This window comes from Bradyrhizobium icense, assembly GCF_001693385.1.
Classification (GTDB): domain Bacteria; phylum Pseudomonadota; class Alphaproteobacteria; order Rhizobiales; family Xanthobacteraceae; genus Bradyrhizobium; species Bradyrhizobium icense.
In genome coordinates this window covers 2,148,958-2,167,346 of sequence record NZ_CP016428.1, presented here as the reverse complement: position 1 = coordinate 2,167,346, position 18,389 = coordinate 2,148,958, and the positions used below count along the sequence as shown (strand labels likewise).

The following is an 18,389-nucleotide window of genomic DNA, read 5'->3' as shown; positions in this document are numbered from 1 at the left end:
GGATCCCGCGGCATCAGCTATTTGCTTTTGGGTGATGAGGGTGCCCTCACTACCTATCGGAGCAGTCCCGCTACCGTCGGGAAAATGTTGCGATCTTTGGAACCGGGGGCTCGGCGACGCGTCGAATCCAAGCTTCCGGCCGATGCCCCCAAAGCCCCCTGGCCGGAAGAAAACCTGCTCACAGGTTGACGGCCCAGAGGTACGCCCTGGGGCCGTTTTGGCTCGCTGGATCGTGGGTGGCGCCATGCACTTCAGCCGCATTGCTCCCGCGACGCAGGAGCTAGAGATATGGAGCGCGAGCGAGCGCGGCTTTTCGTTCGTAATCAGCAACGAGAGTAGCGATGGGCCCGGACTTCACGGCACGCCCGGCTTTGTAGCTTCATGGCGCCCTATCCATATTAACAAGCCTGCGATCAGGGTGAGCGGATCACCCTTTAGGACGTTTGCCGAAGCCGAGAAGGCCTGTGAGGCCATGTTGGCGATCCTGACCAGATAGCTTCGGCGGCAGCCGACGCAAGCTGAAGGGGGACCAATGACTATTTTCGTTTGCGTCAACATCAGCAAGCAGATCGGAGACGAAATCACGTCAAGGTATTCGCAACTTTGATGCCGCAGAAAAGTGGTTCGAGGACGATCCTGAAGGCGCCCGACAACCTGCTTTTGCCCGTCGGCGGTAAAACGCCAAGGTGGTAGCCGCCGCGTGAATGTTCGAACACGTTCGAATTTGGCGGTATCGTAATCTCGATTCGGGGCGCATAGTGAGCAGATGATAGAGACGCATCATCGGACCTGCACTTGCGGGGCGGTCTATAGCCGCACCGAATCTATGGCGGCGGAACGCCAGATCAGCAGCTTTGAGTGCGCAGTCTGTAGCAAGACCATGGAAACTTGGAACACTGCCTGGGTACCGTCTTTTCGACTGATAGCAGGTCCTGTTAGGGTGCCGCAGAGCAGCCGAGGCACGACGTTGCCGGACGACATGCGCCGGGCCTTACTAGATCACCACCGGAATGGTTAGTTCAGGCCGCGTATGATTCTTGGGGGAATTGGGCGTATGCCACGCCAGCGGAAAATCACTCTCGGGGAGATGCGCGAGTCTGGCCCTACCCGGCTCATCGTCTGCTGCGGCGGCGGGTGGCTGACAAGGACTGGCAGCGCAAGTTCGCGGATCCTATACCGCTGCCAGACGGGCGAAGCTCGTCGCGTTATGAGACGCCCGCCGACTACATCACGGTGCTTCCAAACCACGAACAGAACCGGCCCGAATGGCAAGCGGCTATCCATCGCCTGATCGGCGCTGCTGAACGCCGGGACTTCCTGATGCACGCGCGGATCGGGATGCTGCGCGCATTGAACGCCGGCAAGCCGAACTCAGATGTCACGCGAGGGGTGAGGCAAGGGAAGGCATATAGGATGAAAGGCTTGCTCTGCGAGGGTAGCGGCTGGGACTCTGAGAACCATCCGGACCAGCCGTGGGAAGGTGACCACGCCTGCGGCTGCGGCGGTGCTGGTGCCCCCTGCCCGACCTGCAACTCGCCGGCCGAGGGCGAGCGGCCTCGGCTGCCGCCCGGCTTCAAGACGGTGCTCGGCGACGAGGACGGCTACCGGCACTGAGCCGGAGGGCGTGGCGCTTGAGCACGAGGTGATCGGCTCAGAATAAAAATGGCCCCAGCGCGAGGTTCTGCGCCAAGGCCATCAAAGTATTCCATTTCAAATTGCCAGACAGGGTAGTGGGTACCCGTCTGGCGTACCGATACAAGTGGGAAAAGATGGCAATGTCTGCCCAATAGTGAACATAGCGCGGAAAGCCCGCCAGCCGTGTGTCAGCCCGTCCTTGGGAACCTCCAACCTTGCTGAGAGTCGATTCCGTCGCTCCCGGCGGATCGTGGAGCCAAGCCGGGAGAAAGTGGCGGCCCCAGCTTGCGCTGGAAACCTAGCTGGGGCCGTTCCGGCGGAGAGCAAGGAACGATAATCACGGCGCCAATTTTACCCGTGCACTCAAGACAACGAGGAGCCGCCATGATGATCCGCTTTGCTTGCCTAGGGACCTTCTTTGTAGCTTTTGCTCTTGCCGAACCAGCTTTGGCCGCGGGCGGATGTGGAGTCGGGTGCAGCAGCACGTCTGAAGGGGCTTGTGTCCGCGATGGATGGCAGCAAGCTTTGCCCGTTCGGAACGTGTGCCCGGCCACATCCCAGCCATCTCCCCCTTGCGGCCCATATCACCGATGGAGTCGGCAATCCATGTCGTGCGTTGTGCGTTGAATCGATCGGTTAGCGGCCCCGGCAATACGCAACGCACCGGGGCCGCCAGTCACTGGAGATTGCCTCAGCCGGGGGCGTGAGGAGGGATGCAACCGGGGGAGCAGAGACTAGGCCCACGTCCGGCTCCTCGTCTGTCCGGCCGCTGACAAGGGGTAGGCTCGCCAGCGTGAACGCCGGATGACTGCGCCGATCAACCTACCCTGAGGTTTTCGGCGGATTCCTTTCCGCGGTTTGCTAAGACTTCGTAGCTCACTTTTGCGCCCTCATTCAGACTGCTCAAACCTGCTCTCTCGACGGCCGAGATATGGACGAATACGTCCTTGCCGCCATTGTCGGGCTGAATAAATCCATAGCCCTTTGTCGCGTTGAACCACTTCACTGTCCCTGTCGCCACGTCAATTCTCCCGATCGATTCGAAACACGGAATGATGGTGACAGAAACCCGGCAAAAGAAAGGGCCCGCGGAGGTAATCGTTGCACGCAAAAGCCGCCGCTGGGTTGAGACAGCGACGGCTCTACGCATTACTCTCGCGAGTGATGACCTCCGCGATTGCTTTGAGCTTACGGGCCCGAAGTTAACGAGGGGTTGTTGTGTCGGCTCAGACGCCATCGCTCAAACCTGAGCCCGTAGCGGGCAATCGTCATGTTTCGCTTGGACGGCAACAGGACGATGAATATCCTACACCGCGATTACATCGAGCGGTTGAGGCTTAGTGAGATTTCGAGATCGCCCGTTGCAGCGTGCGAACTAAATCCTCCGCAGCCTCTGCCATCGTGTCTTTTTTTCTCAAATGCTTAATCATCGCGACTAGCGTGTTGATCAAGACGACTTGGGCCATCGGCGGCGAAATCTGTCTTTTAGCCAAGAGCGCACGGATGTCTCGCGTAAACGCGCCGCATTCGACTTCGTCGGCCTTCGTCATCTCTCTCCGCACTTCAGTACTCCAGCCAGTGAAAAGAGTTGGGATTCCAGACACGCCTGATTCGTCAGGCAGGCTGGTGGCGGGTGGGTGGCAAAAAGCCGTCGCTATGACGATCTTCGTGACGGCTAACTGCCCTAGGGGTTAATGGATCGTTACTGGCTGAGCTGGACACGATGCCATGATCGAACTGATCCGCCGCCGTGATCCTCATCGTCCCGACCGCTGGCACGGCAACGGTGCTGCACCGGCTAATCACCGTTCTTGATCGAGACAAGTTGTCCACGCTCTCGATCGCATGAAACGGCGCCGGACCATGCGGCTCGTGCAATGAAGCGGCCCCGGTGCAACGCACCGGGGCCGCCGCACTGGAGATACCCCGGCTAGGGGCTTTGAGGGCGTTCATGCGGCCCGCCTATCGCGGATTCCTGGCGAGGGACCGCTTCGGGAGTTTTGTCACAGTCGCCGACTCTGAGCAAAGTGACCGCACCAGGTCATCGTTCCCTCTTTCTGCCAGGGGCGAATAGCAGCAGAAGACCAGCCCGAGCCACACACACCGGCTCCCGGGGCCATGTGTCAAGGTGGAGAAACTGATTAATTTGAAGGCTTCCGGCGCCCATTATCGCGAGGATGGCGAACGTTCTCATGAAATTCTTCCCCAGACCCTCTGCACCTGGACCGCAGACCACTTGCCCTGCCCGCGCGCTGTCGGAATGCCGGCAGCGTTCAAGCCATCTGCAATGGACCTGAGGCTCGTAGCGCCGCCCGCCTGTAGCTCTCGGATAGTTGGGCCGATATCGGCCGCTACAGCGGCCCGCTGAATCTCTGTGGTGATGGTGACGCGTAAGCCGTCAGCACGATAACGAACACCCCCAAGCCTCTTGCCACGAGCCTTAGAGGCTGCCAAGGCGTCCTTGGTGCGTTTGCTGATCATCCGCCGCTCTTCCTCAGCCACCATTGCCATGATGCCTACAGTCAGCCGATTGGCGTTCGGCATATCGGCCGCAACGAAGTCGACACCGGCCTTCTCCAGGCCCAGGAGGAAGTGAGCATCGCGCGATAGCCGGTCCAGTTTGGCAATGACCAGCTTGGCGCCGTGAAGCCGGCAGGCTTCCAGCGCCTTGGCAAGCTGGGGCCGATCGGTACGCTTAGGCGATCCGACAATTGCCATTAATGATAGGCGATGTCCGACAACATCTACAAATTTTCGTCAAACAAAAAGGACCGATCCGAGGCGGTTCAAAATGATTGTCGATGCGAGGCCGCGAAAGCGTATGTGGCGTTACTTTGCTGGACTCGTCTTTGTCTGCGCATTGTTGGGCTCCTTGGCCGCTCAGAAGTCAACTCCGTGGCCGAAGCTGAAATCCGCACTGGCCGTCCCGAGCCCGGCGTCCATTTCGGTACGCGTGATCGACGGCGACACCATCAGCTTAGAGGACGGTAAGCCGAATGTTCGTCTCGTTTCAACGCCCCAGAAACAGAAAGCCGAGCCAGATGCGAAGCGGAGCGCCAAAAAGGTGAGGCTGCCAAGCAGAGGCTCCGCGAAATGGTTAGCAACGGACGATCAGACTTTGAGCAAGTTTGCCTGTTCGTGCGCGCCCGGTACGGAAGGAACAAACGTTTGTAACTTCGGCCGCCGCTGCGGCACTCTTCGAGTAAATGGCGTAGATGTCGGATCGACTTTGATCAATGAAGGCTCGGCAGTTCGCTTTGCATGCAGCACTACAAATTGTCCAACTCCCGCGCCCTTGGTGTTGAAATTTTGCCCTGCCGATGGCGCGCGAGCGGACTCGTTTGAGGCTTGGAGGTTCCTCGAACGAGCCCGCAACCGCCACCGCTGCTTTGATACCGCGCAGAAGACCCTTACAAATCCCGGCAACAGAGTCGGTAACGAAGCGCACACAAAGATGCGAAACTGATGCGATGTGGTAACAGAGTTACAGTCGCTTGTGTGCCGTTGCCTGAAACGAACAAGTCGGAAAGCACGCCGATCGCATCAAGTCTGCAATCCAGCAACTCCTCGAGACATGCGCAGGATAAGGCAATCAGCCAGGCTGGGTACGCGAACTGCTGGCCGCCGGAAGAGACCTGGATGATTTTAGGATACAAGTACGGAGCTAATCTGAAAGCTATCGGAAGACCGCCTTGTAGTTTCTGTTGTGGTTCCAGATTCAACTTGAAGCGCGGACATCAAGCTAACTATCTGAGTTTACAAGCCTGCTCACAGAAAGTTACTTCCCGTTTGACCAACGATTGTGTATCGCCGGAATGAAAGCGATTTGCTTCAAATCTTATAGCCTGAGGTGACGTCATGATCAGGCCAGAGCACCTGCAAGAGCAACGGGCGCGAGCTCAACGTCTGGTGAAGGGCATTCTTGACCGTGGCCATCGACCGGCTCTGGGCCTCGGTCGCGATGAAGCCAACGCGCGTGGACCAGTGGGATGCAACTTTAAGGTTTAGGCCCGCGGCAGGGCAATTACGGCTAGGATGGCGACTATGAGCACGATGACTAAAATTGCGGCGATGGCTAGCTGACCTTCCGCGTTGGCACTCATGCCCCACAAATGGACTGACAACTTATCTGACATGGCAAGCTTCTCCGTCGCGCGAGACGATTGTTGTCCCGCTCCAACTCCGCCCGACGCCTCCCACAGGCAATTTCTGATATTCCGAAATTGAAGTCAAGCTTGATTTCGGATAATCGGAACTGCTATCGTTTCCGAAATTCGGGAAAAGGTGTGACATGCTGGACATCAAGTTGATCGAGCGAGGCCTGGAAAAGCCGGGCAAGACCAAGGGTGGGCTGGCGGCCGCGATGGGCGTTCGCCCCGGCGCGGTTTCTGAAATTCTTTCCGGGATCCGCCTGATCAAGGCATCCGAAATCGCGCCGATCATGGAATATCTCGAACTGAACTCGGTGCCGATCATGGGCCGCGTCGGCGCCGGCGCCTCAATCGAGCCGGAACACGAGCAGGTGCCGCCGGAAGGCCTCGGCGAAATCGAGTTGCCTTTCCCGATCGCGGAAGAAACCATCGCCTTCGAGGTGGCCGGCGACTCTATGCTACCAAAGTACGAGAATGGCGATGTTATCGTGGTCTATCGCGAACAGCGCCATCCGCTGTCGAGCTTCTACGGAGAGGAAGCCGCGGTTCGCCTGAAAACCGGCGAGCGCTATCTGAAGACGATCGAGCGCGGAAAATCCCCTGCGTTGGTCAACCTGACGAGCTTCAATGCCAAGCCGATCATCGGCGTAAAGTTGGAATGGATCGGCGAGATCTGCGTCACCCTGCCGAGGGGCCAGATCGAACGACTGCGGAACAAGGCGGCGCGGGCTCGCAAGGCGATAAAGGCGACCGGACGACGCACGCCGGATAAATAGCAATCGCCGTTGCGAATTCCGAATCGGCTCTGCCGGCATCAAGGTAGCCGCCGTGGGTCGATTTCTGCTTTGCGCCTGCACTATCGATCATATGCCCGGTATGGGGCCGGACCGTCAGCACGCAGTATTTCGTCGTGATGATCGACTAACGGCCGCCGCGGTCGCGAGGCCATCGTCGATCCGCAAATCACCAGACGCAAGGTCGTCGTCTCCCGGTCGCGTCGGGTGAATACCGCAATATCAGCTTCGTCCATGAAATCGCGGATTGCTCGGTCGAAGATATCACGGCCGACATTCTGAGCGAGGCGGCCCTTCCCGAAATCGGCGCGACGGGCGCTGGTCTACAGGCCAGCCATTTCGATCACGTCCGCGATCTGCGCAAGCACGAGAGAGCGTGATCACGTTCGGTCACGCTCTTCCCTCAAAACATTGTGATCGTTCGACGGGCTTCAATCGCCGACAACTTGCTTAATTATTCTTCACGCAAAGTCTATTCCGACTGGGCGGACAATCGCACTAGATTCGCGATTCGCTTCCTCCGACATGCAAAGTTCTTAGCCAAAAATGTATCCGTCAATGAAGGCCGAGCTCGCCGCGCGCGACCGCGATCTCCGACTCTGTCTCCTGCTTGGTATCGCGGCCTGGTTTCTCTTTCTGGATCACGTCCCGCACAATGCGGTGAGCCTGCTGACCATGCGCAATTTCGGCTTCAGCGGCGCCACCGATCTGTTCGTGTTCATCGGCGGCTATACTGCCGCAATCCTCTATGGAAGGATGATGCTTGAGCGCGGTTTTGTCGTGACCGCAACCCGCATCTTCAAGCGTCTGTGGCAGCTTTACGCTGCCTATGTCGTCTTGTTCGTGATCTACATCGAACTGATCGGATACGTCGCGCAGGTCCCGCGCACCAGAACTGATCGCCGAGTTCAACGTTACCGGGATCGTCGACCATACGATCCGAACGCTGATTCACGGCCTGCTGCTTCAAGCCAAGCCGCTCAACCTTGATGTTCTGCAACTGTTCATCGTGCTGATGGCGATCTTCCCGCTCGTTCTGTTCGGCATGGTGCGCCGACCGAACGTCACGATGGCGGGCTCGATTGGCCTTTACGTCGCAGCTCGCCAATTCGACTGGAATCTGTCTTCGTTCCCCGATGGAAAGTGGTACCTCAACCCATTCTGCTGGCAACTCCTGTTTGCGCTCGGCGCCTGGTTTGCCCTAGGCGGTGTGAATCGGATGCGCAGCCTGCGTACGCTTCAGGAGCTTCCGATCCTGCGCGCCGCTGCGTGGCTGTACCTTCTCTTTGCCCTTGCGGTGACCATGGCAGCGAAATTTCCCCAGGCCGGTATCGTTCCGGAGTTCCTGCGCACAGTCTTTTTACCCAACGACAAGGAAAATCTGGCCCCGCACAGGGTCCTTCACTTTCTCGCACTGGCTTTTCTCTTTGCCTACATAGTGCCGCGAGACTGGCCCGGATTCCGATGGCAGGTGTTGCAGCCGGTCATCACGTGCGGCCAGGAATGGCTGGCGGTCTTTTGTACCGGCGTGTTTCTTTCGTTTGCCGGACATCTCGTTCTGATCACTGGCCCGGATTTACTCGTCATGCACGTCCTGGTCAGCGTTACCGGGATTTCAATCATGACAGGCGTAGCCTACTACGTGTCGTGGTCGAAACGGCAGGACCACAAGCCCGCTTTCCGAGCTCATGCAATGAAGGGACTATCGGAGCAAGGCCGGTTTGCAAAGTAGTTCGCGCTGGTTCCTCGTCGCACCGTCGCCGGCCGTCCTCTCAATCCGCGGGGAAAGCCCCTTTTAGCCGCATCTCACTATCGCTCAATATGCCGGCGTCGAGCTTTCCCTCGGCCGAGGCCGCCATGGCGCAAGTAAAGATGCGATGGAACTGCGCGCCGTCGAAGGCAACCAGCAGCAGATCGACGCCGGCATTGAGCGAATCGACCACTGCAGTACAGACATCGCGTTGATAGATTGCCCCCATCACGAGGTCGTCGGTCATGACGACACCTTGATACTTCCATTTCTTGCGAATGATGCCGTCGACGACCAGTTTGGAATGCGACGCGGCGCGGTCCGGATCGACGGACGTCAGCGTTACATGCCCGATCATCAGTTGCGCTTTCGAACCGGCCAGCACCTTCCTGAACGGAATCCAGTCGGACGCTTCGAGTTCATCGAGAGGCGTATCCAAGTCGGCGCTGAAATGATGGGTATCGGCTCGCACGCGGCCGAGCCCCGGAAAATGCTTCACGGCAGCTCCGACGCCGGAGGCTTCGAGGCCGCTCACATAAGCTCGCGCGACCTCGGCGACCACCGCCGGATCATCGGAAATCGCGCGGCGGCCGATCAACGTGTTGAAGTCGAACCGGTTGCGCTTCAGTTCGGGTCGCAAATCCAGCACCGGCGCAAGATTCAGGGTGACACCGAGCGCCGCCAGCTCGTGCCCGTGGATGCGCCCGAATGCCTCTGCTTTCTCGGCGCGCACATCCGGGGCCAGGCTCGCAAGCGTCGATAGCGCCGGCAGCTTGGTCAAAGGCGGCGCCAGATGCGATACGATGCCGCCTTCCTGGTCGGCCGCAACGATCAGCGGCGGCAGGCCGGCAGCGCGCCGCTTTGCCTGCAGCGCCGAGATCTCGTCTTTCAGGCGCGCTGCCGACGATCCGGCGACATTATGCTTCGTGATGTAGATGCCCGCGATCAGCCCCTTCCCGGCAAGAACAGCCACCTCGGTGAATGACGAGTAGCCAACGATAAAATGCCGTCCAAGGCTTTGCACCTGTGCAGCGTCGGCCTGCAGAACGCGTTGCTTGCGCCATTCAAACGAAGCATGCGCACCGAGCATCGATAGCGAAGGCAGGCACCACAGCAGGATGAGCGTCCTCCCTGCGACGCCCCTTCTCCAATAACCGCAGCGGATGAGGATGACAGCAACAACGATGCTCACCGTGGCCAAAACGATATTTCCGGGCCCGCGCAGCGAAATCAGATAGGGGTCGTTCTTGTTGGCTGCCGCAAACACGAAGATGGCTCCAGCGAGCCAGACCAGGATGAGGCCAATACGTTTGAGAATTTTCATGAAGATCGATGGCGGTTACGCGAGAAGGCAGAACGAGACCATTGCCCGTATCAAACTTGCTTCGCCGAGGCGAGCGCATAAGCGCGACTGCACGGAAACTGCATAGAAATCCTGAACTCTTGCAGACGGCGCTCCAAGCAATTGCACAGCGGCGCTGGATAGTCCGTCAAGCAAATCAATGGCGATCATCGAATGCCCGTTCCCACAAGACTAGCTAACGACGGTTGGTGGCTATGCGAGCGCCCCGCGCCGGCAATGGTTTGCAATTTTCCAATCCAGACAGGTAACGCAATAATGGTCGATTTCACCGCGCCGGCGTCTAATCTCGGCTCCGCTCAGGAAGGCACCTTTGCCGCCAAAGCAGCAATCGTTCTTGCACTTGCTGCGCTGGCCGACTGGCTGTTCTATGGACACGGCATTGGAATATCGGCCGCCATCTTTGCGGTCGCCGTAGCCTGCGGCTCGCTGCTCGCCAACCTCGCCACTTTGAACCGAAAGCAGACGCTCAAGGCTGGCACTCTCCTGCTGATCGCCCTTGTCCCCGCTATCGAGGAATTCAACGTCGCGTCCCTGACCTTCATGGTGCTGGCTCTCGGCCTGGGCCTCCTGCTGACAACCAATCGCGATCGACATAGTCTCGCCGAACGAGCGGCAGCGCTGTGCGACCTCTATCTGGTCGGCCCGTTCAGATTTCTCCGCGATGCCATCGGCGCATTCAATCTGCCGTCACTGAAGACCGGCTTTGCCGTGTGGCTCATTCCCATAGCTCTCGGCGGCATCTTCGTGTTTCTGCTGGTATCGGCCAATCCATTGCTCGAGAAATGGATCAGCCTGCTGAACCCGGGTAACACGGCTTCTTACGTCAGCCTCGGACGCGTACTGTTTTGGATTGTGGCGCTGTCGATCGTATGGCCCTTTATCCACGTACGGTGGAGCGCCACGCGGCAGATGCCGGCTGGTTTGGCTGAAGCGGCGGCACTGGCGCAGGGAATGCCGTCCCGCCAAAACGACTTCTTCGGCGTTGCAACGATCCTGCGTTCGCTGATCCTGTTCAATCTGCTATTCGCCGTCCAAACCGTTCTTGACGTGGCCTATCTCTGGGGTAATGCGACTCTCCCTTCCGATATCAGCTACGCCTCCTACGCCCATCGAGGCGCCTATCCGCTGATTGTCACGGCGTTATTGGCAGCAGGTTTCGTCCTGGCCGCCATGAGGCCTGGCGGGCCGGCCGAGCAATCGAAAGTGATACGGCCGCTGGTCTATCTATGGGTGGCGCAGAATGTGCTGCTGGTGATGTCGTCGATCCTGCGCCTCGATCTCTATGTTCAAATCTATCTGCTGACCTGGTGGCGCATCGCGGCTTTCATCTGGATGGTGCTCGTCGCGGTGGGCCTTGTGCTCATCGTCGCTCGGATCGCTCTCAACCGCTCGAATGATTGGCTGATCCGCGCCAACCTCATCGCCCTGACGGCAACGCTCTACGTCTGCTCGCTGGTGAATTTTGCGGCCATCATCGCCGACTACAATGTCAGCCATAGCCGCGAAGCCGGCGGCAAGGGAGTATGGATCGACATGAACTATCTGGTGTCCCTCGGGCCGCAGGCCTTGCCTGCCATCGACCGGGCCATCGCCCTTCGCGGGTTCGATCCGGCCCTTGTTTCCCGCCGTAGTTGCCTTGTAGAACAGCAAAAGAAGGAAACGGCTTCCTGGCGCTCCTGGGGCTTTCGGCACTGGCGCCTCCAGCGTGTCCTGGAAACCCAACCAAAGAGTTCGACCGCAGGTTAGTTCGACTGCAAGCCGATTGCGCCGGGAGAGACGTTTGACGCACCGCATCCTCATCGTTGACGACGACCTGCATATACGCGAGGTCATCCGTGTTGCACTGAAGAAGGCTGGAATGACCGTCTTCGAGGCGCGCGACGGCAAGGAGGCGTTGACCCGCTTCGCCGCCGACAAGCCGGATCTGATCATTCTGGATATCGGCATGCCGGAATTCGACGGCCTGGATGTCTGCCGCGAAATCAGAAAGACCTCGGACGTACCGATCCTGTTTCTCTCCGCGCGCGACGATGAGATCGATCGCGTACTGGGCCTGGAGATCGGCGGAGACGATTATGTCACCAAACCCTTCAGCCCGCGCGAACTCGTAGCACGGGTAAACGTCATCCTGCGTCGCATCACGTCACGCGGGCAGGATGCAAAGGCGTCCACGGCCCCGCTGTCGCAAGGCAAGTTGTCCGTCGATCCTGCTCAGCATATTGCCGAGTTTGCGGGCAAGCCGCTGCGCCTGACGGCCATCGAGTTTGGAATCCTCCGGGCATTCCTGACACGGCCGACGCTCGTTTTCAGCCGCGAGCAGATCATGAGCGCCGCCTATCAGCTCAACATCCAGGTGTCGGATCGCACCATCGACAGCCACATCCGCAATATCCGCGCCAAGCTGTCTGCCGTGAACTGCGACAATGTCATCGAAACCATTCACGGCGTCGGCTTCAAGCTCGGGCGATGCGAGCTCCAGGCATGATGCCTCGCAGCGCTGAAAAATGGCGACCGTCGGTGGGACAAGTCATTTTTGCCGCGCTCGCCGCTGCGGCGACTTTACCGCTGGTTGGACTGTTCTTCTTCCGCCTCTATGACAATCAGCTCATTCACCAAACCCAGGCCGAGCTGATCGCTCAAAGCCGGGTGCTGGCGGCCGTCTATGCGCGGGAAGTGGAGAGCCGCCTGGGTGCCGGCATTGCGCTGGGTGCCGAAATTCCGCCCGAGGTGCGATCTAAGAGGGAAGACCAGCTTACACCGATCCGGCCCGCGCTCGATCTCGCCGCCGGCGCCGACCTGCTTCGGCGGCGGCCTGACGCAGTTCCGGCAAGCGCACCTGCATCGCAACCCTATGTCGAGATCGGCTCTCGGCTGATGCCGATCATCCGGGAAACCCAGAAAGTCACGCTGGCTGGCTTCCGCATCCTCGATCCCCGCGGCGTCGTGATTGCCGGGCGTGACGAGGTGGGCCAATCGTTGGCCCATATCGAGGAGATAGCCACAGCGCTCAAGGGACAATACCGGGCGGCCCTGCGGATCCGCAAACCCGACAAGCCGCCTCCTCCGATCTATTCGATCAGCCGTGGCGTCGGCGTCCACGTGTTCTCGGCAATGCCTGTCATCGTCAACAACCGCGTCGCAGGCGTGATCTATACGTCGAGGACCCCGAGCAACATCTTCGATCACCTCTATCAGGAACGCGGCAAGTTCATTCTGGCGGGACTTGCGGTTATTTTCGCGACCGTCATTATCGGCTTGGTTTTCTCCCGAACCATCACCCGCCCGATGCGCGAGCTGGTCGATCGCGCCGCGCGCATCAGCCGTGGCGACCGCGATGCATTCAAGCCGCTCGCCCATTACGGCACGCGCGAGTTCGCCCAGTTGTCGCACAGCTTCCTCGACATGGCCGAACAATTGTCACGGCGGTCAGACTACATCGCGACCTTCTCGGCGCACCTTACCCACGAACTGAAGTCGCCGTTGACATCGATCAAGGGCGCCGCCGAACTCCTGCTCGATTCCCTGGAAAGCAAGACAGATACTCTCACGCGGATGGAGCAGAAGAATTTCATATCGAACATTCTGGGGGACACCGGGCGCCTCGAAGCCATGACTCAGCGCTTACGCGAACTGGCGCGCGCCGAGGCCGCGCCTCAGAACGAGCATACCGAGCTGTCGCAGGTGATTGGCGGATTGAAGAGCCGATTCCCGACGCGGGCGATCGAGGCAGCCGGCAACCTTGAGCGCTCGATCGGCATGTCCAGCGAAAAGGCGCTGATCGTGCTGTCGCATCTGACCGACAACGCCATCCGCCACAACGCGAAGAGCGTGCGGCTCGAAGCGGTCGAGGAGAATGGATCCGTCAGAATGACGGTCAGCAATGACGGCGATCCGATATCGGAAGCGAACCGGGAGAAGATCTTCGACGCCTTCTTCACCACGCGCCGCGACACCGGCGGCACGGGAATGGGACTCTCGATCGTCCAGGCTATCATGACCAGCCACGGCGGATCGATCCGGCTCTTGCCATCCGACAAGGGCGCCGCGTTCGAACTCCAGTTTGCGGCTCCCTAGGCCCTTCGGTCAGACGCGCTCGATGATGATGGCCGGCGCCATGCCGCCGGCGGCGCACATCGTCACCAGCCCACGCTTGAGATCGCACCGCTCCAGCTCGTCGAGCACGGTGCCGATCAAGATCGAGCCGGTCGCCCCGATGGGATGACCGAGCGCGATCGAGCCGCCATTGACGTTGACCTTCTCACGATCAAGCTTGAGATCCCGGATGAACTTTTCGGCGACGACCGCAAAGGCCTCGTTGATCTCGAACAGGTCGATGTCGTCGAGCGTAAGGCCGGCTTTGGCCAGCACCTTGCGGGCGGCCGGCACCGGTGCATTCAGCATCAGGGTCGGAGAGTCGCCCATATTCGCCATAGCGACGACGCGGGCACGCGGCTTCAGGCCATGGGCTTTTGCGTAACCCGGCGACGCCAGCAGGATGGCCGCCGAGCCGTCGACGACGCCCGAGGAATTGCCGGCGTGGTGCACGAAATTGATGTCGAGATCAGGATATTTGTCCAGGATGAGCTTGCGATAGGTCGTGCCTTTATCGTCGAGCGGATAGTCCGCCACCGCCGGAAAGGCAGGCTTCAGGCCGGCCAGACCCTCGAGCGTGGTTTGCGGCCGCGGATACTCCTCGCGATCGAGCGCAAGGCTGCCGTCCTCGCGATAAACAGGCACGAGGCTCTTGTCGAAATGCCCGCCCTTGATGGCGGCTGCCGCCCGCTTCTGGCTTTCGAGGCCAAGCTCATCGACGTCCTGTCGCGTGATGCCTTCCAGCGTCGCAACCGCGTCGGCGCAGACGCCCTGATGCGATTGCGGATGCCGGGCGCGCAGGCGGAGATTGCCGTTGTCCATCATGAACGGTCCCTCGCCGCGACGGCCTTCCATCGACATCATCTCGGTGCCGCCGGCGATCACGAGATCCTCCGCACCAGACATGATCGAGCTGGCCGCCATGTTGACGCTGGTAATGCCCGATCCGCAGAACCGGTCCAGCGTCACCGCGCTGGCTCGCACGTCATAGCCGGCATCGAGCGCCGACATCCGGCCGAGATCGCCGCTCTGCTGACCGCGCTGCGAGCTGGTGCCCCAGATGATGTCGTCGACATCTGCGGTGTTGATGCCGGTGCGATCGGCCAGTGCGCGCAACACCGTGGCCCCGAGTTGCTGGGGGTGAATGCCCGACAGGGCGCCCTTGCCGGCCTTGCCGATGCCTCGCGGCGTCCTGCATGCGTCGATGATCAGCGCGTCAACCATGGTGTTGTCCTTTGCAGCCTGTTGATCGGCTGCATTTGCAGCCGCCCGGGTTATCGTGTCAGTCTAACGTCCTCGCAGCGCCAGAATCTTCTCCGCGGCGCGCAGATGCGGCTTGTCGATCATCTTGCCGTCGATCTTCACAACGCCTGACGTCGGATTGTCGTTGAACGCCTTGACGACCTTCTCCGACCAGGCGATTTCCTCCTCCGTCGGCATGAAAGCGGCATTGACGACATCGACATGCTTGGGATGGATCACCGCCTTGGCCAGGAACCCATCCTGCCGCGCGGCAATGGATTCTTCCTTGAGCGCGTCTAGATCGTTGATGTCGGTCGCAATCGTATCGATGGCGACAACGCCGGCAGCCGCCGCGCTGATCAGGCAGAGATCGCGCGCGAGCAGGAACGGACCATGGAACCGTCCGGCGGTTCGGTTGCGCGACGCGCTGAGCGACGCGGCGAGATCTTCGGCGCCCCACATCATGCCCCACAGCCGCGGGCTCATGTTCTCGAAGTCGAGCAACTTGAGCACGGCCCTCGCCGTTTCCGTCGCCACGGTGACGATCCTCGTCGATCCCTCTTCAATCTGGGCGGCGGCCTCGAAGGCATCTAGATAGAGCGACAGACGGTTTACGTCGGTGGCGCCGACGCATTTCGGCAGCACGATGCCGTCGGGTTGGCCAGGCATGACGGCGGCCAGGTCGCCGAGAGTGAGGCCAGTGTCGAGTGCGTTGACGCGAACATACATCTTCTGGCCGGGCTTCCGGGCTTCGAGCATCTCGCGCGCGGTGCGTCGCGCGCCGACCTTCTCCTCCGGCGCAATCGAATCCTCGAGGTCGAGGATCAGCGCGTCGGCCGCCGTCCTCTTGGCGCTCTCGAACTTGCGCAGGCTGTCGCCGGGAACGAACAGGAACGATCGCATTGGTTCACGCCTTCGGCTTGCAATGCATCAGGCCGGTCCGGCGGCAGCTTGCCACGACCTCGCCGCGTTGATTGGTCATGGTGTGCTCGAACTCCACGATGCCCTGGTTCGGCCTCGACTTGCTTTCGCGTTTGGAAATGATCTTGGTGTGTGCCTTCAGCGTATCGCCGTGGAACACCGGCTTTGCAAACTTGACGTCGGTCATGCCGAGATTGCCGATGGTGGTGCCGAGCGTCGTATCATAGACGCTCATGCCGATCATGATGCCAAGCGTATAAATGCTGTTGAACAGCCGCTGCCCGAACTCTGTGTTTTCAGCGAAATGCGCATCGATATGCAGCGGTTGCGGATTCATGGTGAGCAAACTGAACAGCGTGTTGTCCATCTCGGTCACCGTCCGGCTGAACTCATGATGGAATTCGCGGCCGACTTCGAACTCCTCGAAATACAATCCCGCCATCAACGTCCCCTGTAATTTGGCGTCCGCTTCTCGACGAACGCATTCAGCCCTTCCTGACAGTCCTCCGTCGTTGCAACGAGTGCAAAGCTCTCGGCGGCATTTTCGACCGAGCGGCGGAAATCCGCGTCGACCGCCCGCATGAAAGCATCGCGCCCGATCTTCATGACGATGGGCGATTTAGCGGCGAGCTTGCCCGCGAGCTGACGCGCGCGCTCGAGCGCGGTGCCTTTCGGCACCACTTCGCTGAGCAGGCCCATACGAAAGGCCGTCGCGGCATCGAAGGGCTCCCCCAGGAACAGCGGCCCGAAGGCTTGGTGCTTGCCAACCAGCCGCGGCAATTGCACGAAGTGAATGGCTGGGATCAGGCCGACATCGATTTCGGGATAGCCGAAGCTGCAGCCTTCGCCGGCAATGATCATGTCGCAGGAAATCGCAATCGTCATGCCGCCGGCGCGCACCGCGCCATCGATCGCAGCAATCGTCGGCTTGCCCATGCGATACTGGGTATCGTTGAGCGCGAAATACAGCCGTTCAAGGAATTTCTTGGTCTCAATGCCCGGCTTGCCTCTGATGATATCCAGATCGAGCCCGGCACAAAACACCTTGTGCGCGCTGCCGATGATGACGGCGCGCACCGCTTCGTCGTCTCTGGCTTTCGCCAGCGCCGCCAGCAACGCATCGATCAGGTCCATGCTCAGCGCATTGACCGGCGGGCGATCCAGCATGATCTCGGCAATATTGCCCGAGACGGAATAACGAACGAGATCGGTGCTCATGCTGTGCCTCCCTTGGCCTGGCGCACCGCGCCGGCCTCGACCAGATCATCGATGGCGCTGCGCACGAAACCGGCTTCCAGCAGCACCTCGTAACTGTCCTGGCCTATATCAGGTGCGGGGCGCAAGTCATCCTCGGAGAAGCTCGCAATACCCGGCGTTCGCGGTGAATACACCGGCCCGACGCCCGGCGTTTTCTGGCAGACGGCCGCTCCTATCGCCTCGACGTGGGCGTTGCGCAGCCATTCTCCGGGATTGAAGATCCGTTCGGCGATGAGATCGGCGGCGTGCAGTCGTGCAAGCCAGGCATCCGTCGGCTGCGCCAGAAACACATCCCGCAACTGTGGAATCAGCGCATCCACGGAATCTGCTCGCCGCGCGAAATCGGCAAAGCGGGGATCGCTGGCGAGGTCTTCGCGCCCGATCGCCGCGCACAGCCGCTTGTATTGCGGCTCGTTCACCAGCGTGACCATCATCCAGCCGTCGGCCGTCTGATACGAGCCCGCCGGCACGTTAAGCGGGCGTGGCGTGCCGCCCTCTAAAATATATTCGGCGACCTTGTGGCCCAGCAGCGCCGACGTCGATTGGCAGAGGTTGACATCGATCCAACGTCCGGTGCCGACAGTTGCGCGCGCGAATAGCGTCGTCGCAATCGCCTGAAAGGCATAGACGCCGGTCACGACGTCGGAAATCGTGGTGCCGACCCGGTGCGGGGTGCCGTCGTTCCCCACATTGATCGACACCAGACCGGAGAAGGCTTGGGCGACGGAGTCGGAGCCCGGTCGCTTCGAATAGGGACCACTCTGCCCGAACGCGCTGACCGAGAGATAAATCAGCCCCGGATTCTCGCGCGACAGTTCCTCGTAACCGATCCCGAGCCGCGCCGCGACGCCCGGCCGAAAGCCTTCGATCAGCACGTCGCAATCTCTCGCCAGCGTTTGCGCGATTGCAATACCTTCCTTGTGCTTCATGTCGAGGCAGAGGCTGCGTTTGCCGCGATTATAGACCGCCGACAACGTGGTGTGGCTGCCATAGGTCGTTCCGAGAAAGCGCGACCAATCCCCCTCCGGCGGTTCCACCTTAATGACGTCCGCGCCATAGACGCCCAGTAGCATCGCGCAGTACGGCGAGGCGATGCCCTGCCCGAAGTCCAGCACGCGCAGGCCGCGATACGGCGCCTCGTGCGTCGGCGATATCTTCCGTTCGACGGTCATCTCGTTCCCCCG

At 60.2% G+C, this 18,389-nt stretch carries 15 protein-coding genes and 2 pseudogenes; 8 read left to right on the top strand and 9 right to left on the bottom strand.

All coding sequences use genetic code 11. From position 1 onward, the window contains the following. The first annotated feature begins 1,134 nt into the window (after window positions 1–1,134). Window positions 1,135–1,614, top strand: a complete 480-nt coding sequence (locus LMTR13_RS41610; protein ID WP_065727756.1) for a hypothetical protein — start codon at window positions 1,135–1,137, stop codon at window positions 1,612–1,614. Window positions 1,615–2,452: 838 nt separating this feature from the next. Here LMTR13_RS41610 and LMTR13_RS10175 read toward each other — a convergent pair. From LMTR13_RS10175 to LMTR13_RS10165, 3 genes are all read right to left on the bottom strand, one after another. Then, complete coding sequence (locus tag LMTR13_RS10175) at window positions 2,453–2,656, bottom strand: cold-shock protein (protein ID WP_057849549.1); 204 nt, start codon at window positions 2,654–2,656, stop codon at window positions 2,453–2,455. Window positions 2,657–2,972: 316 nt separating this feature from the next. Then, window positions 2,973–3,185, bottom strand: a complete 213-nt coding sequence (locus tag LMTR13_RS10170) for a hypothetical protein (protein ID WP_065727755.1) — start codon at window positions 3,183–3,185, stop codon at window positions 2,973–2,975. Between the two features lie 640 nt (window positions 3,186–3,825). Next, window positions 3,826–4,353 (bottom strand): recombinase family protein, encoded by a 528-nt coding sequence (locus tag LMTR13_RS10165; protein WP_065727754.1) that lies wholly within the window; start codon window positions 4,351–4,353, stop codon window positions 3,826–3,828. A gap of 896 nt (window positions 4,354–5,249) precedes the next feature. Between LMTR13_RS10165 and LMTR13_RS43635 the strand changes: the two genes are divergently transcribed. The 4 genes and pseudogenes from LMTR13_RS43635 (at window position 5,250) to LMTR13_RS10155 (ending at window position 8,312) form a co-directional block, all read left to right on the top strand. Continuing rightward, a complete protein-coding gene (locus LMTR13_RS43635) occupies window positions 5,250–5,303 on the top strand; it encodes a hypothetical protein (RefSeq protein WP_418219789.1) in 54 nt (17 codons plus the stop codon). Window positions 5,304–5,926: 623 nt separating this feature from the next. Next, entirely contained in the window at window positions 5,927–6,562 is a 636-nt protein-coding gene (locus LMTR13_RS10160; RefSeq protein WP_065727753.1) for a S24 family peptidase, read from the top strand. 137 nt (window positions 6,563–6,699) lie between these two features. Further along, window positions 6,700–6,960 (top strand): annotated as a pseudogene (locus LMTR13_RS42315) (hypothetical protein). Window positions 6,961–7,126: 166 nt separating this feature from the next. Then, a pseudogene (locus LMTR13_RS10155) lies at window positions 7,127–8,312 on the top strand (OpgC domain-containing protein). Window positions 8,313–8,352: 40 nt separating this feature from the next. Here the strand turns inward: LMTR13_RS10155 and LMTR13_RS10150 are convergent. Then, window positions 8,353–9,654 carry a glycoside hydrolase family 3 N-terminal domain-containing protein gene (locus LMTR13_RS10150; protein ID WP_065727752.1) on the bottom strand — a complete coding sequence of 434 codons (1,302 nt, stop codon included), beginning with the start codon at window positions 9,652–9,654 and terminating at the stop codon, window positions 8,353–8,355. A gap of 255 nt (window positions 9,655–9,909) precedes the next feature. Between LMTR13_RS10150 and LMTR13_RS10145 the strand changes: the two genes are divergently transcribed. Genes LMTR13_RS10145 through LMTR13_RS10135 form a run of 3 tightly spaced genes read left to right on the top strand, consistent with a single transcriptional unit; the run spans window position 9,910 to window position 13,767 of the window. Continuing rightward, window positions 9,910–11,439, top strand: coding sequence for a DUF4153 domain-containing protein (locus tag LMTR13_RS10145; RefSeq protein ID WP_418219788.1), 1,530 nt, complete (start codon window positions 9,910–9,912; stop codon window positions 11,437–11,439). 34 nt (window positions 11,440–11,473) lie between these two features. Continuing rightward, window positions 11,474–12,178 carry a response regulator transcription factor gene (locus LMTR13_RS10140; RefSeq protein ID WP_065727750.1) on the top strand — a complete coding sequence of 235 codons (705 nt, stop codon included), beginning with the start codon at window positions 11,474–11,476 and terminating at the stop codon, window positions 12,176–12,178. Then, complete coding sequence (locus LMTR13_RS10135; protein WP_065732577.1) at window positions 12,178–13,767, top strand: ATP-binding protein; 1,590 nt, start codon at window positions 12,178–12,180, stop codon at window positions 13,765–13,767. The genes LMTR13_RS10140 and LMTR13_RS10135 overlap by 1 nt, the downstream gene beginning before the upstream one ends. A 9-nt stretch (window positions 13,768–13,776) precedes the next feature. Here LMTR13_RS10135 and LMTR13_RS10130 read toward each other — a convergent pair whose 3' ends face one another. From LMTR13_RS10130 to LMTR13_RS10110, 5 genes are all read right to left on the bottom strand, one after another. Beyond that, entirely contained in the window at window positions 13,777–15,009 is a 1,233-nt protein-coding gene (locus LMTR13_RS10130) for an acetyl-CoA C-acetyltransferase (RefSeq protein ID WP_065727749.1), read from the bottom strand. Between the two features lie 63 nt (window positions 15,010–15,072). Further along, a complete protein-coding gene (locus tag LMTR13_RS10125; protein ID WP_065727748.1) occupies window positions 15,073–15,930 on the bottom strand; it encodes an HpcH/HpaI aldolase/citrate lyase family protein in 858 nt (285 codons plus the stop codon). Window positions 15,931–15,934: 4 nt separating this feature from the next. Beyond that, on the bottom strand, window positions 15,935–16,390 hold the full coding sequence (locus tag LMTR13_RS10120) for a MaoC family dehydratase (RefSeq protein ID WP_065727747.1): 456 nt from the start codon (window positions 16,388–16,390) through the stop codon (window positions 15,935–15,937). Then, on the bottom strand, window positions 16,390–17,166 hold the full coding sequence (locus LMTR13_RS10115) for an enoyl-CoA hydratase/isomerase family protein (RefSeq protein ID WP_065727746.1): 777 nt from the start codon (window positions 17,164–17,166) through the stop codon (window positions 16,390–16,392). Before LMTR13_RS10115 ends, LMTR13_RS10120 begins: the two co-directional genes overlap by 1 nt. Continuing rightward, window positions 17,163–18,377, bottom strand: a complete 1,215-nt coding sequence (locus tag LMTR13_RS10110) for a CaiB/BaiF CoA transferase family protein (RefSeq protein WP_065727745.1) — start codon at window positions 18,375–18,377, stop codon at window positions 17,163–17,165. Before LMTR13_RS10110 ends, LMTR13_RS10115 begins: the two co-directional genes overlap by 4 nt. Window positions 18,378–18,389: the final 12 nt, after the last annotated feature.

What these genes read in the sequence shown, in the direction of transcription:
- LMTR13_RS10170 (WP_065727755.1), bottom strand. Translation starts at nt 3,185, where the DNA reads ATGACGAAGGCCGACGAAGTCGAATGCGGCGCGTTTACGCGAGACATC.
- LMTR13_RS10165 (WP_065727754.1), bottom strand. Translation starts at nt 4,353, where the DNA reads ATGGCAATTGTCGGATCGCCTAAGCGTACCGATCGGCCCCAGCTTGCC.
- LMTR13_RS10160 (WP_065727753.1), top strand. Translation starts at nt 5,927, where the DNA reads ATGCTGGACATCAAGTTGATCGAGCGAGGCCTGGAAAAGCCGGGCAAG.
- LMTR13_RS10150 (WP_065727752.1), bottom strand. Translation starts at nt 9,654, where the DNA reads ATGAAAATTCTCAAACGTATTGGCCTCATCCTGGTCTGGCTCGCTGGA.
- LMTR13_RS10145 (WP_418219788.1), top strand. Translation starts at nt 9,910, where the DNA reads ATGGTTTGCAATTTTCCAATCCAGACAGGTAACGCAATAATGGTCGAT.
- LMTR13_RS10135 (WP_065732577.1), top strand. Translation starts at nt 12,178, where the DNA reads ATGCCTCGCAGCGCTGAAAAATGGCGACCGTCGGTGGGACAAGTCATT.
- LMTR13_RS10130 (WP_065727749.1), bottom strand. Translation starts at nt 15,009, where the DNA reads ATGGTTGACGCGCTGATCATCGACGCATGCAGGACGCCGCGAGGCATC.
- LMTR13_RS10125 (WP_065727748.1), bottom strand. Translation starts at nt 15,930, where the DNA reads ATGCGATCGTTCCTGTTCGTTCCCGGCGACAGCCTGCGCAAGTTCGAG.
- LMTR13_RS10120 (WP_065727747.1), bottom strand. Translation starts at nt 16,390, where the DNA reads ATGGCGGGATTGTATTTCGAGGAGTTCGAAGTCGGCCGCGAATTCCAT.
- LMTR13_RS10115 (WP_065727746.1), bottom strand. Translation starts at nt 17,166, where the DNA reads ATGAGCACCGATCTCGTTCGTTATTCCGTCTCGGGCAATATTGCCGAG.
- LMTR13_RS10110 (WP_065727745.1), bottom strand. Translation starts at nt 18,377, where the DNA reads ATGACCGTCGAACGGAAGATATCGCCGACGCACGAGGCGCCGTATCGC.